This is a genomic window from Micromonospora sp. CA-248260, assembly GCF_050942205.1.
Lineage (GTDB): Bacteria > Actinomycetota > Actinomycetes > Mycobacteriales > Micromonosporaceae > Micromonospora > Micromonospora antibiotica.
In genome coordinates, this window is sequence record NZ_CP192021.1 from 2,659,276 (window position 1) to 2,674,635 (window position 15,360).

Genomic DNA, 15,360 nt, shown 5'->3' on the forward strand with positions numbered 1-15,360 from the left:
GGGCAGGTTGACCGCCACAACGATCATCGCGGCACCCTCCGGCACCCTCGAACCCTGCCGGCTGCGGAGGAAGGAGGGCGGCTGGGTCTTCATCCGTCCGCCCTGGCCCGGTCCGCTGTCCTGCCCGGTCAGACGATGCGGACGGGGCCCGCCGCCTGCGTTCGTTCCACACGTTCACGGCGAGGGGCGGGGGAGTGGTCGGTGGCCGTTACCGAAGGTGGGTGAAGATTCACTCAGGGCTATCGGATTCGACGGGCAGCGTTGTAGCATCGAACTCGACCTTGGGAGAGCAAGCCCCTTTTCGAAGTGGCGATTGGTGTGCTGATTCGGTGACCTCGCCGGAATCGACGTGAAGGCGGGTGGGAATTCGGGAATTCCTCGCGATGACGATGTGAATTCACCTCGCCCGTCTCGCGTCCTCCGGGTGCGGCGTAGGGCTGCTCGGTGGTACGGCACCGCCCGTGCGCCGACCCGGCGTCGGCCGACCATCACAAATTAACCTGACCGAAACGTATTGTGTGATCCGGCAACTGCCCTGTTGGTTCGCCGGGAGGCGACTCCCTGCGGACTCGACGAGCTTCCCTTGATTTTTCGACTAATTCCTATCAGGATGGCTCATCGTAGGGTGTCGGAACGAATGATCTCAGGCATTTCGTTGATCTGGTGGAGGTCGATCAAGGCCGCCTGCCAGCGTATTGCGGGCCCGGTGCGGCGGCCACCATAGAGTTGATTTCCCGGTCGACACGGTGTGACGGTAGTCGGCTCGGCCGGGAAAAGGATATCCGTCGTCGGGGAGATTCCCGGCGGCAATTCACCTTCGATGGGAATGCTGAGAATAGGCCCGGAGTCCGGGTCCGAGGTATGGGTCGGGCGAGCGCGTGAGCGGAACCTCACGCAGACAGCGCTGACCCGGCTGGCGCGGGGAACCGGCGCGGCGCTCCGGCTGGTGGGTGAGCCGGGCATCGGCAAGACCTCACTGCTCACCATCACCGCCCGGGCCGCAGCCGACCGCGGCTACCAGGTGTTCCACGCCGTCGCCGACCAACTTTCCCAGCAGTCACCACTGAGCGTCCTGCTCGCCTGCCTCGGAGTCCGCCAGCGGCCGGACGACCCGTCCCGGGCGGAGATCACCCAGACCCTGGTCGGCCAACCGCCAGCCTTCCCCGCCAACGGGTCGGCCCTGGCTGCCGTGGCCGAGATGCTGGCCTCCCTCGTCGACGACCTGTGTGCGACGGGCCCCACCGTCCTCATCGTCGACGACGCGCACTGGATGGACGAGGCGTCGACCGTGGTCTGGCGACGCCTTGCCGCCAGCGTCGAACACCTGCCCCTACTCCTGATCGCCGCGCACCATCAGGACCCGTCCCGTCCGACCCGTACCCCGGCCAACACCCTCCGGGGCCACGAACACCTGCTGAGCCTCATGCCGCTGGACGAAGCGGAGGTCTCGCAGCTACTGACCGGGCTGCTCGGAGCGCCACCCGGCCCGACCCTCAGCCGGTGGTCGGGCGCGGCGGTGGGTAATCCGCTCTACCTGCGTGAGTTGGCCGACGTCCTGGTGCGGGAGGACCTGGTCCAAGTCGTGGCGGGACACGCGGACCTACGTGACGACGACGACCGGATACCTCCCGCCCTCACCGCCGCGTTGACCAGCCGGCTCGGTCTGGTGCCGGACGCCGGGGACGTGTTGCGGACCGCCGCACTACTCGGCACCGAGTTCACCGTCACCGACCTGAGTGTCGTGCTGGGCCGGCCGGTGCGGGTCCTCGCCGACGTGCTGCAGCGGGCGGTCGCGGCCCGGATCCTCGCCGGCTCCGGGGAACGAATGACCTTCTGCCATCCGCTGATCCGCCAAGCCCTGTACGACGCCGTCGCGCTGCCGTTGCGTCGGGCGCTGCACCTCGACCTGGCCCGGGAGTTGGCCGCCGCAGCCGCCGAGCCGCTCACCGTGGCACACCAACTGGTGGCGGCGGGCGGCGTCGAGAACCGGTGGGTGCCCGACTGGCTCCACAGGTCCGTCCCCGCGTTGGCGGACACCGACCCGGGACTCACGGTCCGGCTGCTGCGCGCACAGCTCGGACAGCTTCCGGCAAAGGACCCGCACCAGCCTTCGCTGAGCGTCGCGCTGGCCCGCTCACTACAGATGCTGGGCCGGTGGGAGGAGGCCGCCGACCGGGCCCGCGAGGCCCTCGCGTCGTCGACCGGGCTGGACGCGCACGGCGAGCTGCACTGGCTGCTGATCCGCGCGCTCACCAACAGCGGGAAGACCGACGAGGCCGAGCTGATCCTGCGGCAGGTGCTCACCCGACAGGCGATACCCGAACCGTGGCGCGGACGCCTCCTGGGCACCCTGGCCCTGATCAGCCGGGCCGGCACCGGCGGGTCGGACGAAGCCGAGGCACTGGCCGGTGAGGCCCTCGACGCCGGTCGCCGCTCCGGCGACGACTGTGCGATCGCGGGCGCCAGCGTCGTGCTGTCCCTCACCCGCTCCGACCGGCGTGACCACCCGGCCGCACTGCGGCACGCCGAACAGGCACTCACCGCCCTCGTCGGTCACCCCGACCACCCGGAACTGGAAATGTTCGCCCTGCACTGCCGGGTGGTGAGCCTGCAGAACATGGCCCGGTGGAGGGAAGCCGACAGGGTGCTGCGGCTGTCCCATGAGATCCGCCGCCGGGCACACGACGTCGCCGCCGGGTCCATCGGCGTCACCGAGGCGATGCTGCACTACTGGCTCGGCCGCTGGGACGAGGCGTTGACGGCGCTGACCCCGGTCGCGGACGATCCCTGCGGGCCCTTCTATCCGGGTCTGCACCGGGGTGGACCTGCGCTACTGCGGCGGGGCGTCACCGCGCTGATCGCCGTCCGCCGTGACGACCGCGCGCTCGCCGAGGCGCACCTGCACCCCGCCACGCACGTGTCGGCCGACCGCAGCACCGACGAGGACAGCGAGGGTTTCCTCCTCGCCGCCCGGGCCGTACACGCCGAACAGCAGGGCGAACCGGAACGGGGCGCCGCCCTGCTCGCCACGATGCTGCAACACCGCCCCGACTCCGGCACGGGCCCCCACCACCCGTGGTTCGCCGACCTCATCCGGATGGCGGCGGCCTGCACGGACTCCTCGACCGTGACCGCTGCCCTCGAACTGACGCGGGTCTGGACCGAGGCCGAGCCAGTGCCGGGGCGGGCCGCGACCATGCGTCAGCGCTGCGTGGGCCTCGCCACCGAGAACCCCGAGCCGCTGCGTACGGCCGTGCAGCACTACCGGTCGGCCGGCCCCCGCACCGAGCTGGCGGCGACCCTTGAGGACCTCGCGGTGGTGCTGGCCGGCCACGGTGCGACCGACGAGTGCCGGGCGGCCGCCACCGAGGCGATCGACCTGTACACCCGGGTGGGCGCGACCTGGGACGTCCGACGCACCGAGGCGCGGCTGCGGGGCAGGGGCGTACGCCGAGGGGTCAGCGGCCCCCGCGCAGCCCGGCCGGTCTCGGGCTGGGCGGCGCTCACCGCCACGGAACGACGCGTCGCCGTGCTCGTCGCCGAGGGCCGTTCGACGCCCGAGATCGCCGCCGCGATGCTCCTGACCCGCCGGACGGTCCAGACGCACATCTCCCGCGCCCTGCACAAGCTCGGGCTGCGCAGCCGTAACCAGATCGCCCAGGAGGTGCTCCGCAACGCGGGTCCCGATGACGGATGACTCGACGAACCCGGGCCGGTTTTGTGGGTCAGCTGACGCATGTCTCGTTCGTCCTCCCCGGGGAAGCTATCCGCATGACCGTGTCCCCCCAGCCGGACGACACCACAAACCCCTGCACCACCGTCCTGATCGCACTCGAAGGCGGCCCGGCGAGCCTCCCGCCCGAGCTTCGCACCCAACGGGTCTCGCCGGACGCACCGAAGGTGAAAGTCCCGCACAACGGTGGTTACGAGCACTTCGAACGCCCCGACGACGGCGACGGTGAGCCGCTCGTCTTCCGCTGGGCGTACCGGTCGCGGATCGCGGAATAGCCGGCCGGAACCTGCCCGGCCGGGCGGCCCGGGCCGGGGGTGACGGCAGGGCACACCGGACCCGCAGGTCGCACGTCGTCGATTGTCCCTGCGCCGTCACGGCGCGCCAGAGCCCGTTCACCGGGACGGAAACGAGGGTGACGCACATGGTGGATTCTGTCTTCGTCATGCCCGGCACAGTGGCTGCTCCCCGTACGGGCATCCTGCGTGACCTGCACAGCCGCTACGAGACGGTACGGGAGGCACTGACCCGCATCGACAAGGCGGCCCGGGAACTGGGGTTGCCCGACATCAGCACCCGCCTGATCGAGGACGTGGCCGGCGAACGCCCCTACAGCCCCGAGGTGCAGTACCTGGAGATCTTCGCGGTCAGCCTCGCCACGTACCACCTGCTCCTCGCCGAGGGCGTCGAACCGGTGGCGATCGTCGGACAGAGCATCGGGGAACTCTGGGCCCTGGCCGCCGCCGGACACGTGTCGGTCGGCGACGCCGCGCGCCTGGCGGTGGCCAGGTCCCGGGCACTGACCCGGCAGGCGTGGCCGGGCACGATGCTCGCCGTCGGGGTGGACGGCCGCCGCGCGGAGTCACTCGCCGGGCTGATCGGCCACCCACACCTGGTGCTGGCCTGCGAGAACACACCCCGGCAGAGCGTCCTCAGCGGTCCGCGGCGGCAGATCGACGAGGCGGAGCGGGTGGCCGAGGCGCTCGGCTGGCCGAGTGTCCGCCTCGACGTTCCGCATCCCACCCACACCCCGGCGGTCGCGCAGGCCGCCCGGGACCTGCTGGCCACCGCCCCCCGGGTGTCCTACGGCGGTGGACGGTGGCGGGTGTCCTCACCGTGGCTGGGCCGGGACATCGGCGACGAGGACCCGGTCGAGCTGGTCGCCGGCGCGCTCACCGCCCAGGTGAGGATGTTGCACACGGTGCGTGCCCTGCACGCCGCCGGTGCGGACACGTTCATCGAATGCGGGGAGTGGCCGGTAGTCACCCGGTTCGTCGAGGCGTCGGTCCCGGGCATCCATTCGGTGGTGCCGCTGAGCGAACACGACCCGGTCGCGGCGGTCCGGGCGCTGGTCGCCGGCCGCACCGAGACGATGTCACCGCAGGTACGGACGCCAGCGTCGCCGCCTGTCCTGGCGGCCCCTCCACCCGTCACGTCCGCGCCACCGACGCCGCCGCGACCGGCTCCCCCCGTCGTGGTGCCGCCACCCGTGGCGACCGCACCCGCCCCAGCCGTCCCGGCGGTGCCGGTCGTCCCGGCGGCCCCAAGCGCCCCGGCCGCACCCCCTATCCCGTCCGTCCTGGCACCGCCGACCCCGCAGTCACCGGTCGCACCGGCCTCCCCAGCCACGGTGGCCCCCTCAGTCTCCACATCGGACACCGAGGGGCGGTACGCGGTGGTGCTGAACGAGATCCGGGCCCTGTACGGCGACTACCTGGGCTATCCGCCGGAGCTGCTCGGCGACGACGACGGCCTGGAATCCGACCTGGGCGTGGAGTCACTCAAGCAGGTCGCCCTCCTCGGCCGGGTCGCCGACCGGTACGGCCTGCCGGACCTGCGGGCCAACACCTCCCTGCTGACCGTCGGCACCCTGGGGCGGATCGCGCAGGCCGTCGTCCAGGCCCGGGGGGAGGCGACCGCCCGATGACCGACACACCAAGCCTGCACGGTCGGATCGCGTTGGTGACCGGCGCGGCCAAGAGCCTCGGCGCGGACATCGTCCGTCGACTGGCCACCTGCGGCGCACACGTCATCGTCAACTACTTCCACTCCGTCGAGCAGGCCGAACTGCTGCGCGCCGAGCTGGCGCAGGCCGGCCTCAGCGCGGAGTTCATCCGGGCCTCGGTGGCCAAACGCACCGAGATCGACAAGATGTTCGACCTGGTCCGGCAGCGGCACGGCGGCCTCGACTTCCTCGTCAACAACGCGGCCGGAGGGGCGTTCCTGCCCCTGTTCGACGTCGACGACACGTACTGGCAGCGGGCCTGGTCCACCAACGTCATGGGCGCCTACCACTGCTCCCGCCGGGCGGCCGAGCTGATGGTGGGCCGCCCGGGAGCAGGCATCCTCTGCCTGTCCAGCGTCGGCGCCCACCAGCCGGTCCCCGGGTACGGCCCCGGCGGCGTCACCAAGGCCGCCCTGGAATCCATGGTCCGGTACCTGGCACTGGAACTGGCCGACCAGGACATCCGGGTCAACACCGTGCTGCTGGGCTCCGTGGCCAGCGAGATCGTCGTCAACCTCGACGACCCGGCCGCCGCGCTCGGAGACTCGCCGCGCACCAGCGACCTGATGCGCCGCACCATCTCTACCCCCGAAGCGGCCCGGCTGCTCGTCCACCTCCTGCACCCGGACACCGGATTCATCACCGGGCAGACCCTCGTCGCCGACGGCGGCATCAGCATCGGCGGCATGCAGAGCCTGCGACTGCACAGCAAACTCGCCGCGCAGGTCGGTGTGCCCACCCGCACCCCACCGGTCCGCCCCACCGCAGCAGCCACGGCACCCGAGACGCACCCCGCGACCACCGAGGCCGCCGCCGTACCCGAGGCCGCCGCCGTACCCGAGGCCGCCGCCGTACCCGAGGCCGCCGCCGTACCCGAGGCCGTCGCCGTGCCCGAACCGGCCCCGGCCGCGACACCACGTCCGGTGCGCGACCCGCAGCCGCGCCGACCGGAGGTCGGCCCCGGCCCCGGCGGGCACGACCCGGACGCCATCGCGGTGGTCGGCCTCGGGGTGGTCCTGCCCGGCACCAACAACCCCGCCGACCTCTACGACCGGCTCCGGGAGGGCGCCCTGCTGGCCAGCGAACCGTCCGCGTTCGACCTGCGGCACTTCTGGTCGGCCAGCGCGGCGGAGACCGACAGCTTCTACATCCGGGAAGCCGGCTACGTGCAGGGCTTCGTCCCCGACCCCGCCTCGATCACCGAACCCGACGGGTTCCTGGAACACCCCGGCTGGCCACGCACCACCCGATGGCTCCGACACTGCACCGTCCAGGCCCTGGCCGGAGTACACCGCCGGTCCGGCGACCGGTGGCTGGCGGCGACCACCGGCATCCACGACCAGACCGGGCTCGGCACCCAGGGCGTCGTCCTCGGCGACGAGTACCAACGCCTGATCCGCGACGCCATCCAGAGCAGCGGCGGCGACGACTGGCTGGCCGAACTCGCCGACCACGCCATCAGCGCCCACTACGGCGGCGACGGCGGCAACCCGCTGGCCTACCTGCCCGCCTCAGTCTCCCGCAACGCGCTACGCGGCCTGATCCCGGACGACGCCCAACACCTGACCCTCGACGCGGCCTGCGCCACCGGCCTGTTCTGTCTCGACGCCGCCGTCAAGGCCCTCCGCGAGGGAAGCTGTGACGTGGCGCTGGTCGGCGGCACGTCGGTGATCGAACCGATCGGCTTCACGCTGTTCTGCCGGGCCCAGGGAATCACCGTCAGCGGCCGGATCCGCCCCTTCGACCAGGCGGCCGACGGGACCCTGATCGGTGAGGGCGCCGTCATGCTCGCGCTGAAACCGTACGCCCGCGCGGTGGCCGACGGCGACCACATCCACGGCGTCGTCCTCGGCACCGGACTGGCCGCCGACGGCCGCGGCAAGGGCATCCACGCCCCGGCCACCCGGGGACAGGAACTCGCGATCGGCCGGGCCTGGGCCGACGCCCGCGTCGACGCCTCCGACGTGGACTGGGTGGTGGCCCACGGCACCGGCACCCCCGTCGGCGACGAGGTGGAACTACGCTCCCTGCTGTCACGACTCGGCGAGCGGGACCGACCGTGCCTGTTGACGTCGAACAAACAGGTCTTCGGCCACACCGGTGTCCTGGCCGGGCTGGTGTCGGTGGCGCACGCACTGGTCGCCCTCGCCCACCGCACGATTCCCGGCCACACCGTGGTCACCGATCCCCACCCGCTGCTGGGCGACGGCACCCGCCTGACGGTGCCCGTCACCGATGCGCCCTGGCCCGTCGACGAGGCCCGCCCCCGGATGGTCGGGGTGTCCTCGTTCGGCCTCGGGGGAGCCGACGCCCACGTGGTGCTCGCCGACCGGGTGCCGTCGACCCGACCCGCGCCCCGACCGTCGGTGCCCGACCGCACCCCGGACACCGAGGACCTGGTCGTGGTGGGCTGGAGCACCCACCTGCCCGGCCTGGACCGCGACCGGGTGCCCGGCTGGCTCGCCGGCGACGGCCCGGCCCCGCAGCTCAGCTTCGGCAGCCCGTACCCGCTGCCGTCCCCCCTCGACGTGCGGATCCCACCCCGGACGATGCGGCACATGGACCCCGCCCACCTGATGATGCTCCAAGCCCTCGGGCCGCTCCTGGCCGACCTCGGCGAACCGGGAACCACACTGCGACCCACCACCGCGATCCTGGTGGGGGCGAGCCTGCCGACCACGCACAACGCCCGCGCCGCCCTACGGGTGCACGCACAGGAGTGCGCCTCGACGTTCGACCTGCTACCCGACCCCGGGCAGGCCCAGACCCTGCGGGAGTACCTCGCCAAGGCACTCGCCGACGCCGGCGACGTCATACCCGACGAGCTCAACGAGGACGACTTCACCGGCGCCGTCTCCTGCATCCTGTCCGGCCGGGCCGCCAACTACTACGACCTGCGGGGCTTCGGCACCAGCGTCTACGCCCACCGCGACTCCGCCCACAGCGCCCTCGACCTGGCCCTGCGTCAACTCCGCCACCGGGCCTGCGACCTGGCCCTCGTCGGCGCGGTCAGCCTGCGACCGATCAGCGGATGGGACCGGCACCTGGACAGCCTCGTACCGGCAGGCCGGTCGGTCGCCGAGGGCGCCGCCGTCGTCGCCGTCGCCCGCCGCTCCACCGCCCGGGAACACGGCCTGCCCATCCTGGGCACCCTCGGCACCGCACCCGGGGGCACCGCCGACGACCCGGCGCACACCCTGCCCGCACCGGCCGGCACCGACCGCACCTACCTGGCCCTCGACGCCCTGATGGCGGTGCTCCGGGCCGTCGTCACCGGCACCGACACCGTCGTGTCCCCGGCCGCCCCCGGATCACCCACGATCCGGTTCACCAGGCCGGCCGGTCCCGACCCGGACCCGAGCAGGCCCGTCCCGGAACCGGCCGAACAGCCGATCGGCCGCCGGCAGACCCTCCACCTACGCCCCCTGACCCCACCCGACCCGGACGGGCCGGCGATCCCCGCCGGGAGCATCGTGCTCACCGACGCCGCAGACCTCGCCGCCGCGGTCACCGGACCGGACATCGCCGTCTGGTCACCGCAGCCAGGAGTCGACGCCGCCACCCACGTACCACCCGACGCCGCCGCCGACGCGCTGGCCGACCTGCCGTTCGTCCCACGCCACATCCGGATCCTCACCCGGCTCGAAACCCCCGACGACGGCGCCGACGACACCCAGGCCGCCCGGTCGGAGGACCTCCAGGACCTGGCGTTCACCACCATCCAGGCCGCACTGCCCGCGCTGCGCGCCGGCGGGTCGCTCGCCGCGTTGCTGCTCGCCGCCCTGCCGCAGGGAACGACCCACCCGCTCGCCGGTCTGTTCAGCGGACTCGTCCGCTCGGTACGGGCCGAGGTCCCGCAGTGCAGCGGGAACACCCTGATCACCGACGCGTCGCAAGCCCCGACCGCGCTGGCACAGCTGGCCCGGGCGGCGACCGCCCGGGTGCCGACGCACACCCTGGCCTGCCACGGGCAGACCTGGTCCGAACTGGCCGTCGGCGACGACGAGACCCGACCACACCACACGGCAGAACCCGCCCTGCCACCCGGAGCGATCGTGGTCGCCTTCGGTGGCGCCCGCGGCATCACCCCCGAACTCCTCGACGCCGTGGCCCGCACCACCGACCGGCCCCACCTGTACCTCGTCGGCCGCACCCCGCTACCCGAGACCGACGACGAACTGCCACCCCAGGCCGAGTTCATCGCCGCCGGACGCCGGGAACACCCCGACGCGTCGGTGCGGGAACTCAAGACCAGCTACGAACGCGCCCAGGCCCGCCTGGAGGTACGCCGCACCGTGAACCGGCTCGCCGAACTCTGCGGCCCGGACCGGGTCCACCACCGGGTGTGCGACGTCCTCGACGCGGACCGCACCCAAGCCGTCCTCGACGAAGTCATCGACCGGCACGGACGCATCGACCTGCTCGTCAACACCGTCCTCGACCTGCGCTCCCGGGCACTGCACGCGAAGACCCTTGCCGACTTCCGGGCGGTACGGGCCACCAAAGCCACCGGCTACCGCAACCTCAAACGCGCCCTGGCCGGCCGGCCGCCCCGGACCTGGTGCAACTTCAGCACCCTGGCCACCCTCGCCCCCGCCCCCGGAGACGTCGACTACTGCGCCGTCAACGAATACCTGGCGTACGCGAGCGCCTGGGCCGACCGACACGCACCCGAGGGACACCGCGAACTCGCCATCCTCTGGAGCGGCTGGCGGGAGGTCGGCGTCGCCAGCAGCACCGCCATGCAGGAAACCCTGCGCCGCAACCGGATGGACGCCTACATCAGCAGCCGGCAGGGCGCCGCCCAGTTCCTCGATGCGGTGACCCGGCCCGGCAGCGGGGCGGCGGTCTTCTACCTCCGGCAGGAGGAACGCGTACTGCTGGGGCAGCGGGGAATCAGCACCGACACCACCAGCGGCCGGCTGCCACTGCCCGTACCCGACGCACCACCACCGACCCCACCGGACCCCTCCCTGGCCACGCCGCTGCTCGACGGCGTACTGCTGCGCGGCCGCCGCTGGGCGGTGTTCACCAAAACCTGGGAACCACACACCCTCGCCGAACAGGACGGCCGGTGGATGCGCCACCACCGGGTCAACGGGGAGTACGTCCTCCCCGGCACCTTCGCCCTCGAGGCCGCCGCCGGCGCCGCCGGACACCTCTGCCCCGACCTCGTCGTCACCGGATTCCGGGACCTGGTCTGCCGGACGTCGGTGACGGTCAGGTCCGCCGGACCACCCCGCACCATCACCGTGGAGGCCCAACTCACCGACCGGTCCCCGGACCGGGCCGTGGTGGCAGTCCGCATCACCACCAACCGGGTCGGCCGCAACGGCAAGATCCTGCGCTTCAACGACCTGCTCTGCGAGACGACCGTCATGCTGGCCGACCGGCACCCCACACTGCCCGCGCCGACCGACCAGGTGACACACCGCCCCGAACCGGACTTCACCATGCCGGTCTACTCCGCCGACCTGCCGATCACCCTCAGCGGCCCGTTCGCCGGAACCGGCGAGTACGCCCGTGGACCGGACGGCACGAGCGCCACGTTCCGCCTGGACCACGAGGCGTGGAACCCGGCCCTGGCCGGGATGACCGTACCGGCGATCCTGCTGGACGCGATGGTGCACCTGCTGCTCCTGCCGCCACCCGGCGACCGGCCACCACTGGTCGGCCCGATGGCCGGCATCGAGGCGGTGGACCTCGGCGGACCGGGCAACGACTGCCAGCTCAGCGCCGCGCACCCGACGATCCGGCTGCACTGCCGGTTCGCCGACGGCGCGTTGACCGCGTCGACCACGGACGGCCACGTCCTGGCCCGCATCACCGGGGTCAGCGCGCACGCCACCGACCACAGCGGGAGGTTGATCCGGCCGCACGCCGACATCCCCCAGCCGGCTCTTCCCTGACAGTCGAGGAGACAGCGGTGTTGTGGCACGACATCACGATCGCCGGAACCGGTTCCTGGATACCCCCGATCCGACCTGAGCACGACCCGTGGGGCGGCACCCAGGCCGGTCCGTCGTCCATGGCGGCGGCCAACGGGTTCACCTCGGCGGCAGTCTCGACCGGGGAGACCGCCACCCAGATGGCGGCCCGGGCCGCCCTGCTGGCCCTGCGCCACGCCGAGGTCCCCAGCGCCGATGTGAGCCTGCTGGCCCACGCCACCTTCCAGGACGAGGACCACTACACGCCCGCGCCGTACCTGCTGCGGGTCCTCGGAGCCACCCGTACCACCGGCATCGAGGTCGGCGCGGCCAGTGACGGCGGCGCGGCCGCCCTGGTGACCGCCGCCGAACACCTCACCGCCCAACCCACCGCCCCGGCGGCCCTGGTCACCGCCGGAGCCCGCTTCCCCCACCAGCGGTGGGGCCACGTCCGCGACATCGGCTACGTCGCCGGTGACGCCGGCGCCGCCGCGGTACTCACCCGGGGCACCGGCTTCGCCCGGCTGCTGGCCACCGCGCAGGCCACCGAACCGGAGCTGGAGGTGCTGACCCGCGCCGGTGAGCGGGGCACCGCCGCCGGCGACGGCCGACGGTTCCTCGCCGAACAGACCGGACTCCTGCCGCACATCGGGGCGCTGCAACGCCGCACCCGCCACTGTGTCGACACCGTCCTCGACGAGACCGGCCTGGCCGCGGCCGACATCTCGCACGTGGTGGCCATCGCGATCGGGTCAGCCGTGCTCGACCTGGTGCTCTCCGGACCCCCGCTGCACCGCCGCGCCACCGACAGCAGCTGGACCTTCGGCCGCCACCTCGGCCACGCCGGCCCCTGCGACGTGCTGCTCGCCCTGGACCGGATGTTCCGCACCGGCGCGCTGCGGGTCGGGGACCACGTCCTCGTCGTGAGCTTCGGCCTCGGCTTCCGCTGGACCACCGCCCTGCTCGAGATCACCCGCCCACCGCCCGGTGCGACGACGTCGGACCGGAGAACGAGGTAACCCATGACCGAGACGACCACGACGACCACCGCGTCGATTCCCCTGGCACCAGGCGCACTACCGCTCCTCGGACACGCGTTGCCCCTGTTGCGGGATCCACTGGCCTTCATCCGTTCCCTGGCCGGCTACCCCAGGATGGTGCGGGTCCGGTTGGGCCCGACCTCCGCGGTGCTGATCTGCGACCCGACCCTGACCCGGCACATCTTCGTCAACGACCGGACCTTCGACAAGGGCGGCCCGATCTACGACCGGATTCGGGAGGTCATCGGCGACGGGCTGTCCACCTGCCCGTACCCGCTGCACCGGCGACAACGGCGACTGTGCCAACCGTCGTTCCACCCACAGCGCCTACACGGGTACGCGGCGGTGTTCGGCCGGGCCTCCCACGCCACCGCCGGCTCCTGGCACGACGGTCAGGTGCTCGACGTCACCCGGGAAATGATGACGCTGACCACCCAGGCCACCATGGAGACGATGTTCAGCGGGTCCCTCCCCGCGGACACCCTCCGCCGCGCCCTGGCCGACACCAACACCGTGGTCAGCGCCTTCTTCCGCCGGATGATGACCCCGGCCCTGCTACGCCGGCTGCCGACCCCCGCCAAACGACGCTACGACCAGGCCCGCAGCCGGCTCTTCGCCACCATCACCGAGATCGTCGCCGCCCGCCGGGCCGACCCCACCGACCACGCCGACCTGCTCTCCGCACTGGTCGCGGCCGTCGACGTGGAAAGCCGTGACCACGAGCAGCGGCTCAGCGACTCCGAACTGGCCGACCAGGCCCTCACCTTCTTCCTCGGCGGCATGGAGACCACCGCCATCACCCTGGCCTGGGCACTGCACCTGTTGGCCACCCATCCGGAAATCCAACACGCACTACAGGCCGAAACCGACACCGTCCTGGCAGGCACGCTCCCCGGCCCCGAACACCTGCCCCGGCTCGACCTGGCGACCCGGGTGGTCACCGAAACCCTCCGGCTCTACCCGCCGGCCTGGATGATGACCCGCACCGTCGCCCAGGAGACCGAACTCGACGGGGTACGGCTACGCCGCGGCGACACCCTCGTGCTCAGCCCGTACCTGATTCACCGGCGGCCCGACCTGTACGCCGACCCGGACCACTTCGACCCGGACCGCTGGCGCGGCACCTCACCCGACCGGACCGGCTACGTCCCGTTCGGCGCCGGCGCCCGCAAGTGCATCGGGGACCAGTTCGCGCTCACCGAGGCGATCCTGGCCCTGACCGCGGTGGCGGCCCGCTGGGAGTTGTCCCCCGTCGGCGAGGAACCCTTCCGACCCAAGGTGGAAACCAGCCTCAGCTCCCGAGGGCTGCGCCTGCGGCTGCGGCGTCGCCTGACGGAGCCCTCCGGGACCGACGCGCCGCCGGTCGCCACGTCGCAGCCCCTACCCGTGCCGTCGCCCCCCGGACCGGGCCCTGACGCCTGCCCGGTCGCCCACTAGGAGAACAACCATGAGATCACTGGTCAAACAGCTGCTCCGCAACCGTGAGATCCGCCGGCACACCGCCGCACCCGCCGACCGGCTCCACCCGCCCACGCGTCCCGACCCGAACGGGTGGTTCTGCGTGGCCTTCTCCGACGAGGTCCGCCCCGGGGCCATCACCACCCGCCCGCTCATGGGGGGCGAGGTGGTCGTCTACCGGACCCCCCGCGGGTTGCTGCGGGCGGTCCGCCCACGCTGCCCCCACCTCGGGGCACACCTGGGCGTCGGTGGAACACTCGACGGTGAGGAGATCGTCTGTCCCTTCCACCGGTTCGCCTTCGACCCCTCCGGGGCCTGCGTACGGACCGGGTACGACCTGCCACCGCCCAAGGCGACCCTCACCCAGTTCCCCGTCTGCGAGGCCAACGGGTCGATCTACGTGTGGCGGCACGCGCTCGGCCTCGCACCGCAGTGGCAGGTGCCGATCTTCGGCCTGGACGAGCGGCAACCCTTCAGCCACAACACCTTCGACATCGCCGGTCACCCGCAGGACGTCATCGAGAACGCCTTCGACTGGGGGCACCTCCCGGCGCTGCACGGGCTGCGGGACCTGGTCATCGAGGGCACGCCGGTGATGGGGGAGCCGATCAGCACGGTCACCGCGACCGCCCGGGGAACGGTCATGCGCCAGAGCCGCCAGTCCTACACCCTCACCGTGATCGGACTGGCCACCATCGCGGCCCGCACCCGGTTGCCCAACGGCGCGGGCGATCTCCACGTCATGCTGCACGCGACCCCCACCACCGCCGGTCGGATCCAACTGCGGTTCGGCACCAAGCTGGAGCTTGCCGGTCTGCCGTTCCTGCCCGAGCGGGCCGCCCGCGCGACGGCGATGCCCGTCGCGCGGCTGCTCGGCGCGATCGCCCAACGGGTGGCCTCGGTCGACACCGGCGCGGACCTGCTGATGTGGCACCACCAGGAGCACGTCGAACAGCCGAAGCTCGCCCGGGGCGACGGCCCGATCGGGCGGTACCGGCAGTGGGCGCGGCAGTTCTACACCGACCCCACCCCGTCCGGTGATTCCACCGACGCCGCCGCCTCCAGGACGTCCACCACCAACGGTTCGCCGGCTGTCAACGGATCGTCGGCTGTCAACGGTTGGCCGGTCGCCAACGGATCGTCCCTCGACGAACGGAAGGCCGGCCGCTCCGAGGTGTGACCGTGGCCGCCGTGGCCTGC

The 15,360-nt window shown here is 72.5% G+C and carries 7 protein-coding genes; all 7 read left to right on the top strand.

Translation table 11 applies throughout. From position 1 onward, the window contains the following. Positions 1–826: 826 nt before the first annotated feature. The 7 genes from ACQP2H_RS11705 (at position 827) to ACQP2H_RS11735 (ending at position 15,340) form a co-directional block, all read left to right on the top strand. Positions 827–3,697 (top strand): helix-turn-helix transcriptional regulator, encoded by a 2,871-nt coding sequence (locus ACQP2H_RS11705; RefSeq protein ID WP_219460222.1) that lies wholly within the window; start codon positions 827–829, stop codon positions 3,695–3,697. Positions 3,698–3,771: 74 nt separating this feature from the next. Continuing rightward, positions 3,772–4,008 (top strand): DUF5988 family protein, encoded by a 237-nt coding sequence (locus ACQP2H_RS11710; RefSeq protein ID WP_219460225.1) that lies wholly within the window; start codon positions 3,772–3,774, stop codon positions 4,006–4,008. Positions 4,009–4,154: 146 nt separating this feature from the next. Beyond that, positions 4,155–5,657 carry an acyltransferase domain-containing protein gene (locus tag ACQP2H_RS11715; RefSeq protein WP_357537330.1) on the top strand — a complete coding sequence of 501 codons (1,503 nt, stop codon included), beginning with the start codon at positions 4,155–4,157 and terminating at the stop codon, positions 5,655–5,657. Beyond that, positions 5,654–11,644 carry an SDR family oxidoreductase gene (locus tag ACQP2H_RS11720; RefSeq protein ID WP_433232679.1) on the top strand — a complete coding sequence of 1,997 codons (5,991 nt, stop codon included), beginning with the start codon at positions 5,654–5,656 and terminating at the stop codon, positions 11,642–11,644. The genes ACQP2H_RS11715 and ACQP2H_RS11720 overlap by 4 nt, the downstream gene beginning before the upstream one ends. Before the next feature lie 17 nt (positions 11,645–11,661). Continuing rightward, a complete protein-coding gene (locus ACQP2H_RS11725) occupies positions 11,662–12,681 on the top strand; it encodes a 3-oxoacyl-[acyl-carrier-protein] synthase III C-terminal domain-containing protein (protein WP_363822269.1) in 1,020 nt (339 codons plus the stop codon). A gap of 3 nt (positions 12,682–12,684) precedes the next feature. Next, positions 12,685–14,139: a cytochrome P450 gene (locus tag ACQP2H_RS11730; protein WP_433232682.1), complete on the top strand. Its 1,455-nt coding sequence runs from the start codon at positions 12,685–12,687 to the stop codon at positions 14,137–14,139. 10 nt (positions 14,140–14,149) lie between these two features. Further along, positions 14,150–15,340, top strand: a complete 1,191-nt coding sequence (locus ACQP2H_RS11735) for a Rieske 2Fe-2S domain-containing protein (RefSeq protein WP_433232686.1) — start codon at positions 14,150–14,152, stop codon at positions 15,338–15,340. Positions 15,341–15,360 lie beyond the last annotated feature (20 nt).

Excerpts from the sequence above, each read along its gene's own strand:
- ACQP2H_RS11705 (WP_219460222.1), top strand. The coding sequence starts at position 827 with ATGCTGAGAATAGGCCCGGAGTCCGGGTCCGAGGTATGGGTCGGGCGA.
- ACQP2H_RS11710 (WP_219460225.1), top strand. The coding sequence starts at position 3,772 with ATGACCGTGTCCCCCCAGCCGGACGACACCACAAACCCCTGCACCACC.
- ACQP2H_RS11715 (WP_357537330.1), top strand. The coding sequence starts at position 4,155 with ATGGTGGATTCTGTCTTCGTCATGCCCGGCACAGTGGCTGCTCCCCGT.
- ACQP2H_RS11720 (WP_433232679.1), top strand. The coding sequence starts at position 5,654 with ATGACCGACACACCAAGCCTGCACGGTCGGATCGCGTTGGTGACCGGC.
- ACQP2H_RS11730 (WP_433232682.1), top strand. The coding sequence starts at position 12,685 with ATGACCGAGACGACCACGACGACCACCGCGTCGATTCCCCTGGCACCA.
- ACQP2H_RS11735 (WP_433232686.1), top strand. The coding sequence starts at position 14,150 with ATGAGATCACTGGTCAAACAGCTGCTCCGCAACCGTGAGATCCGCCGG.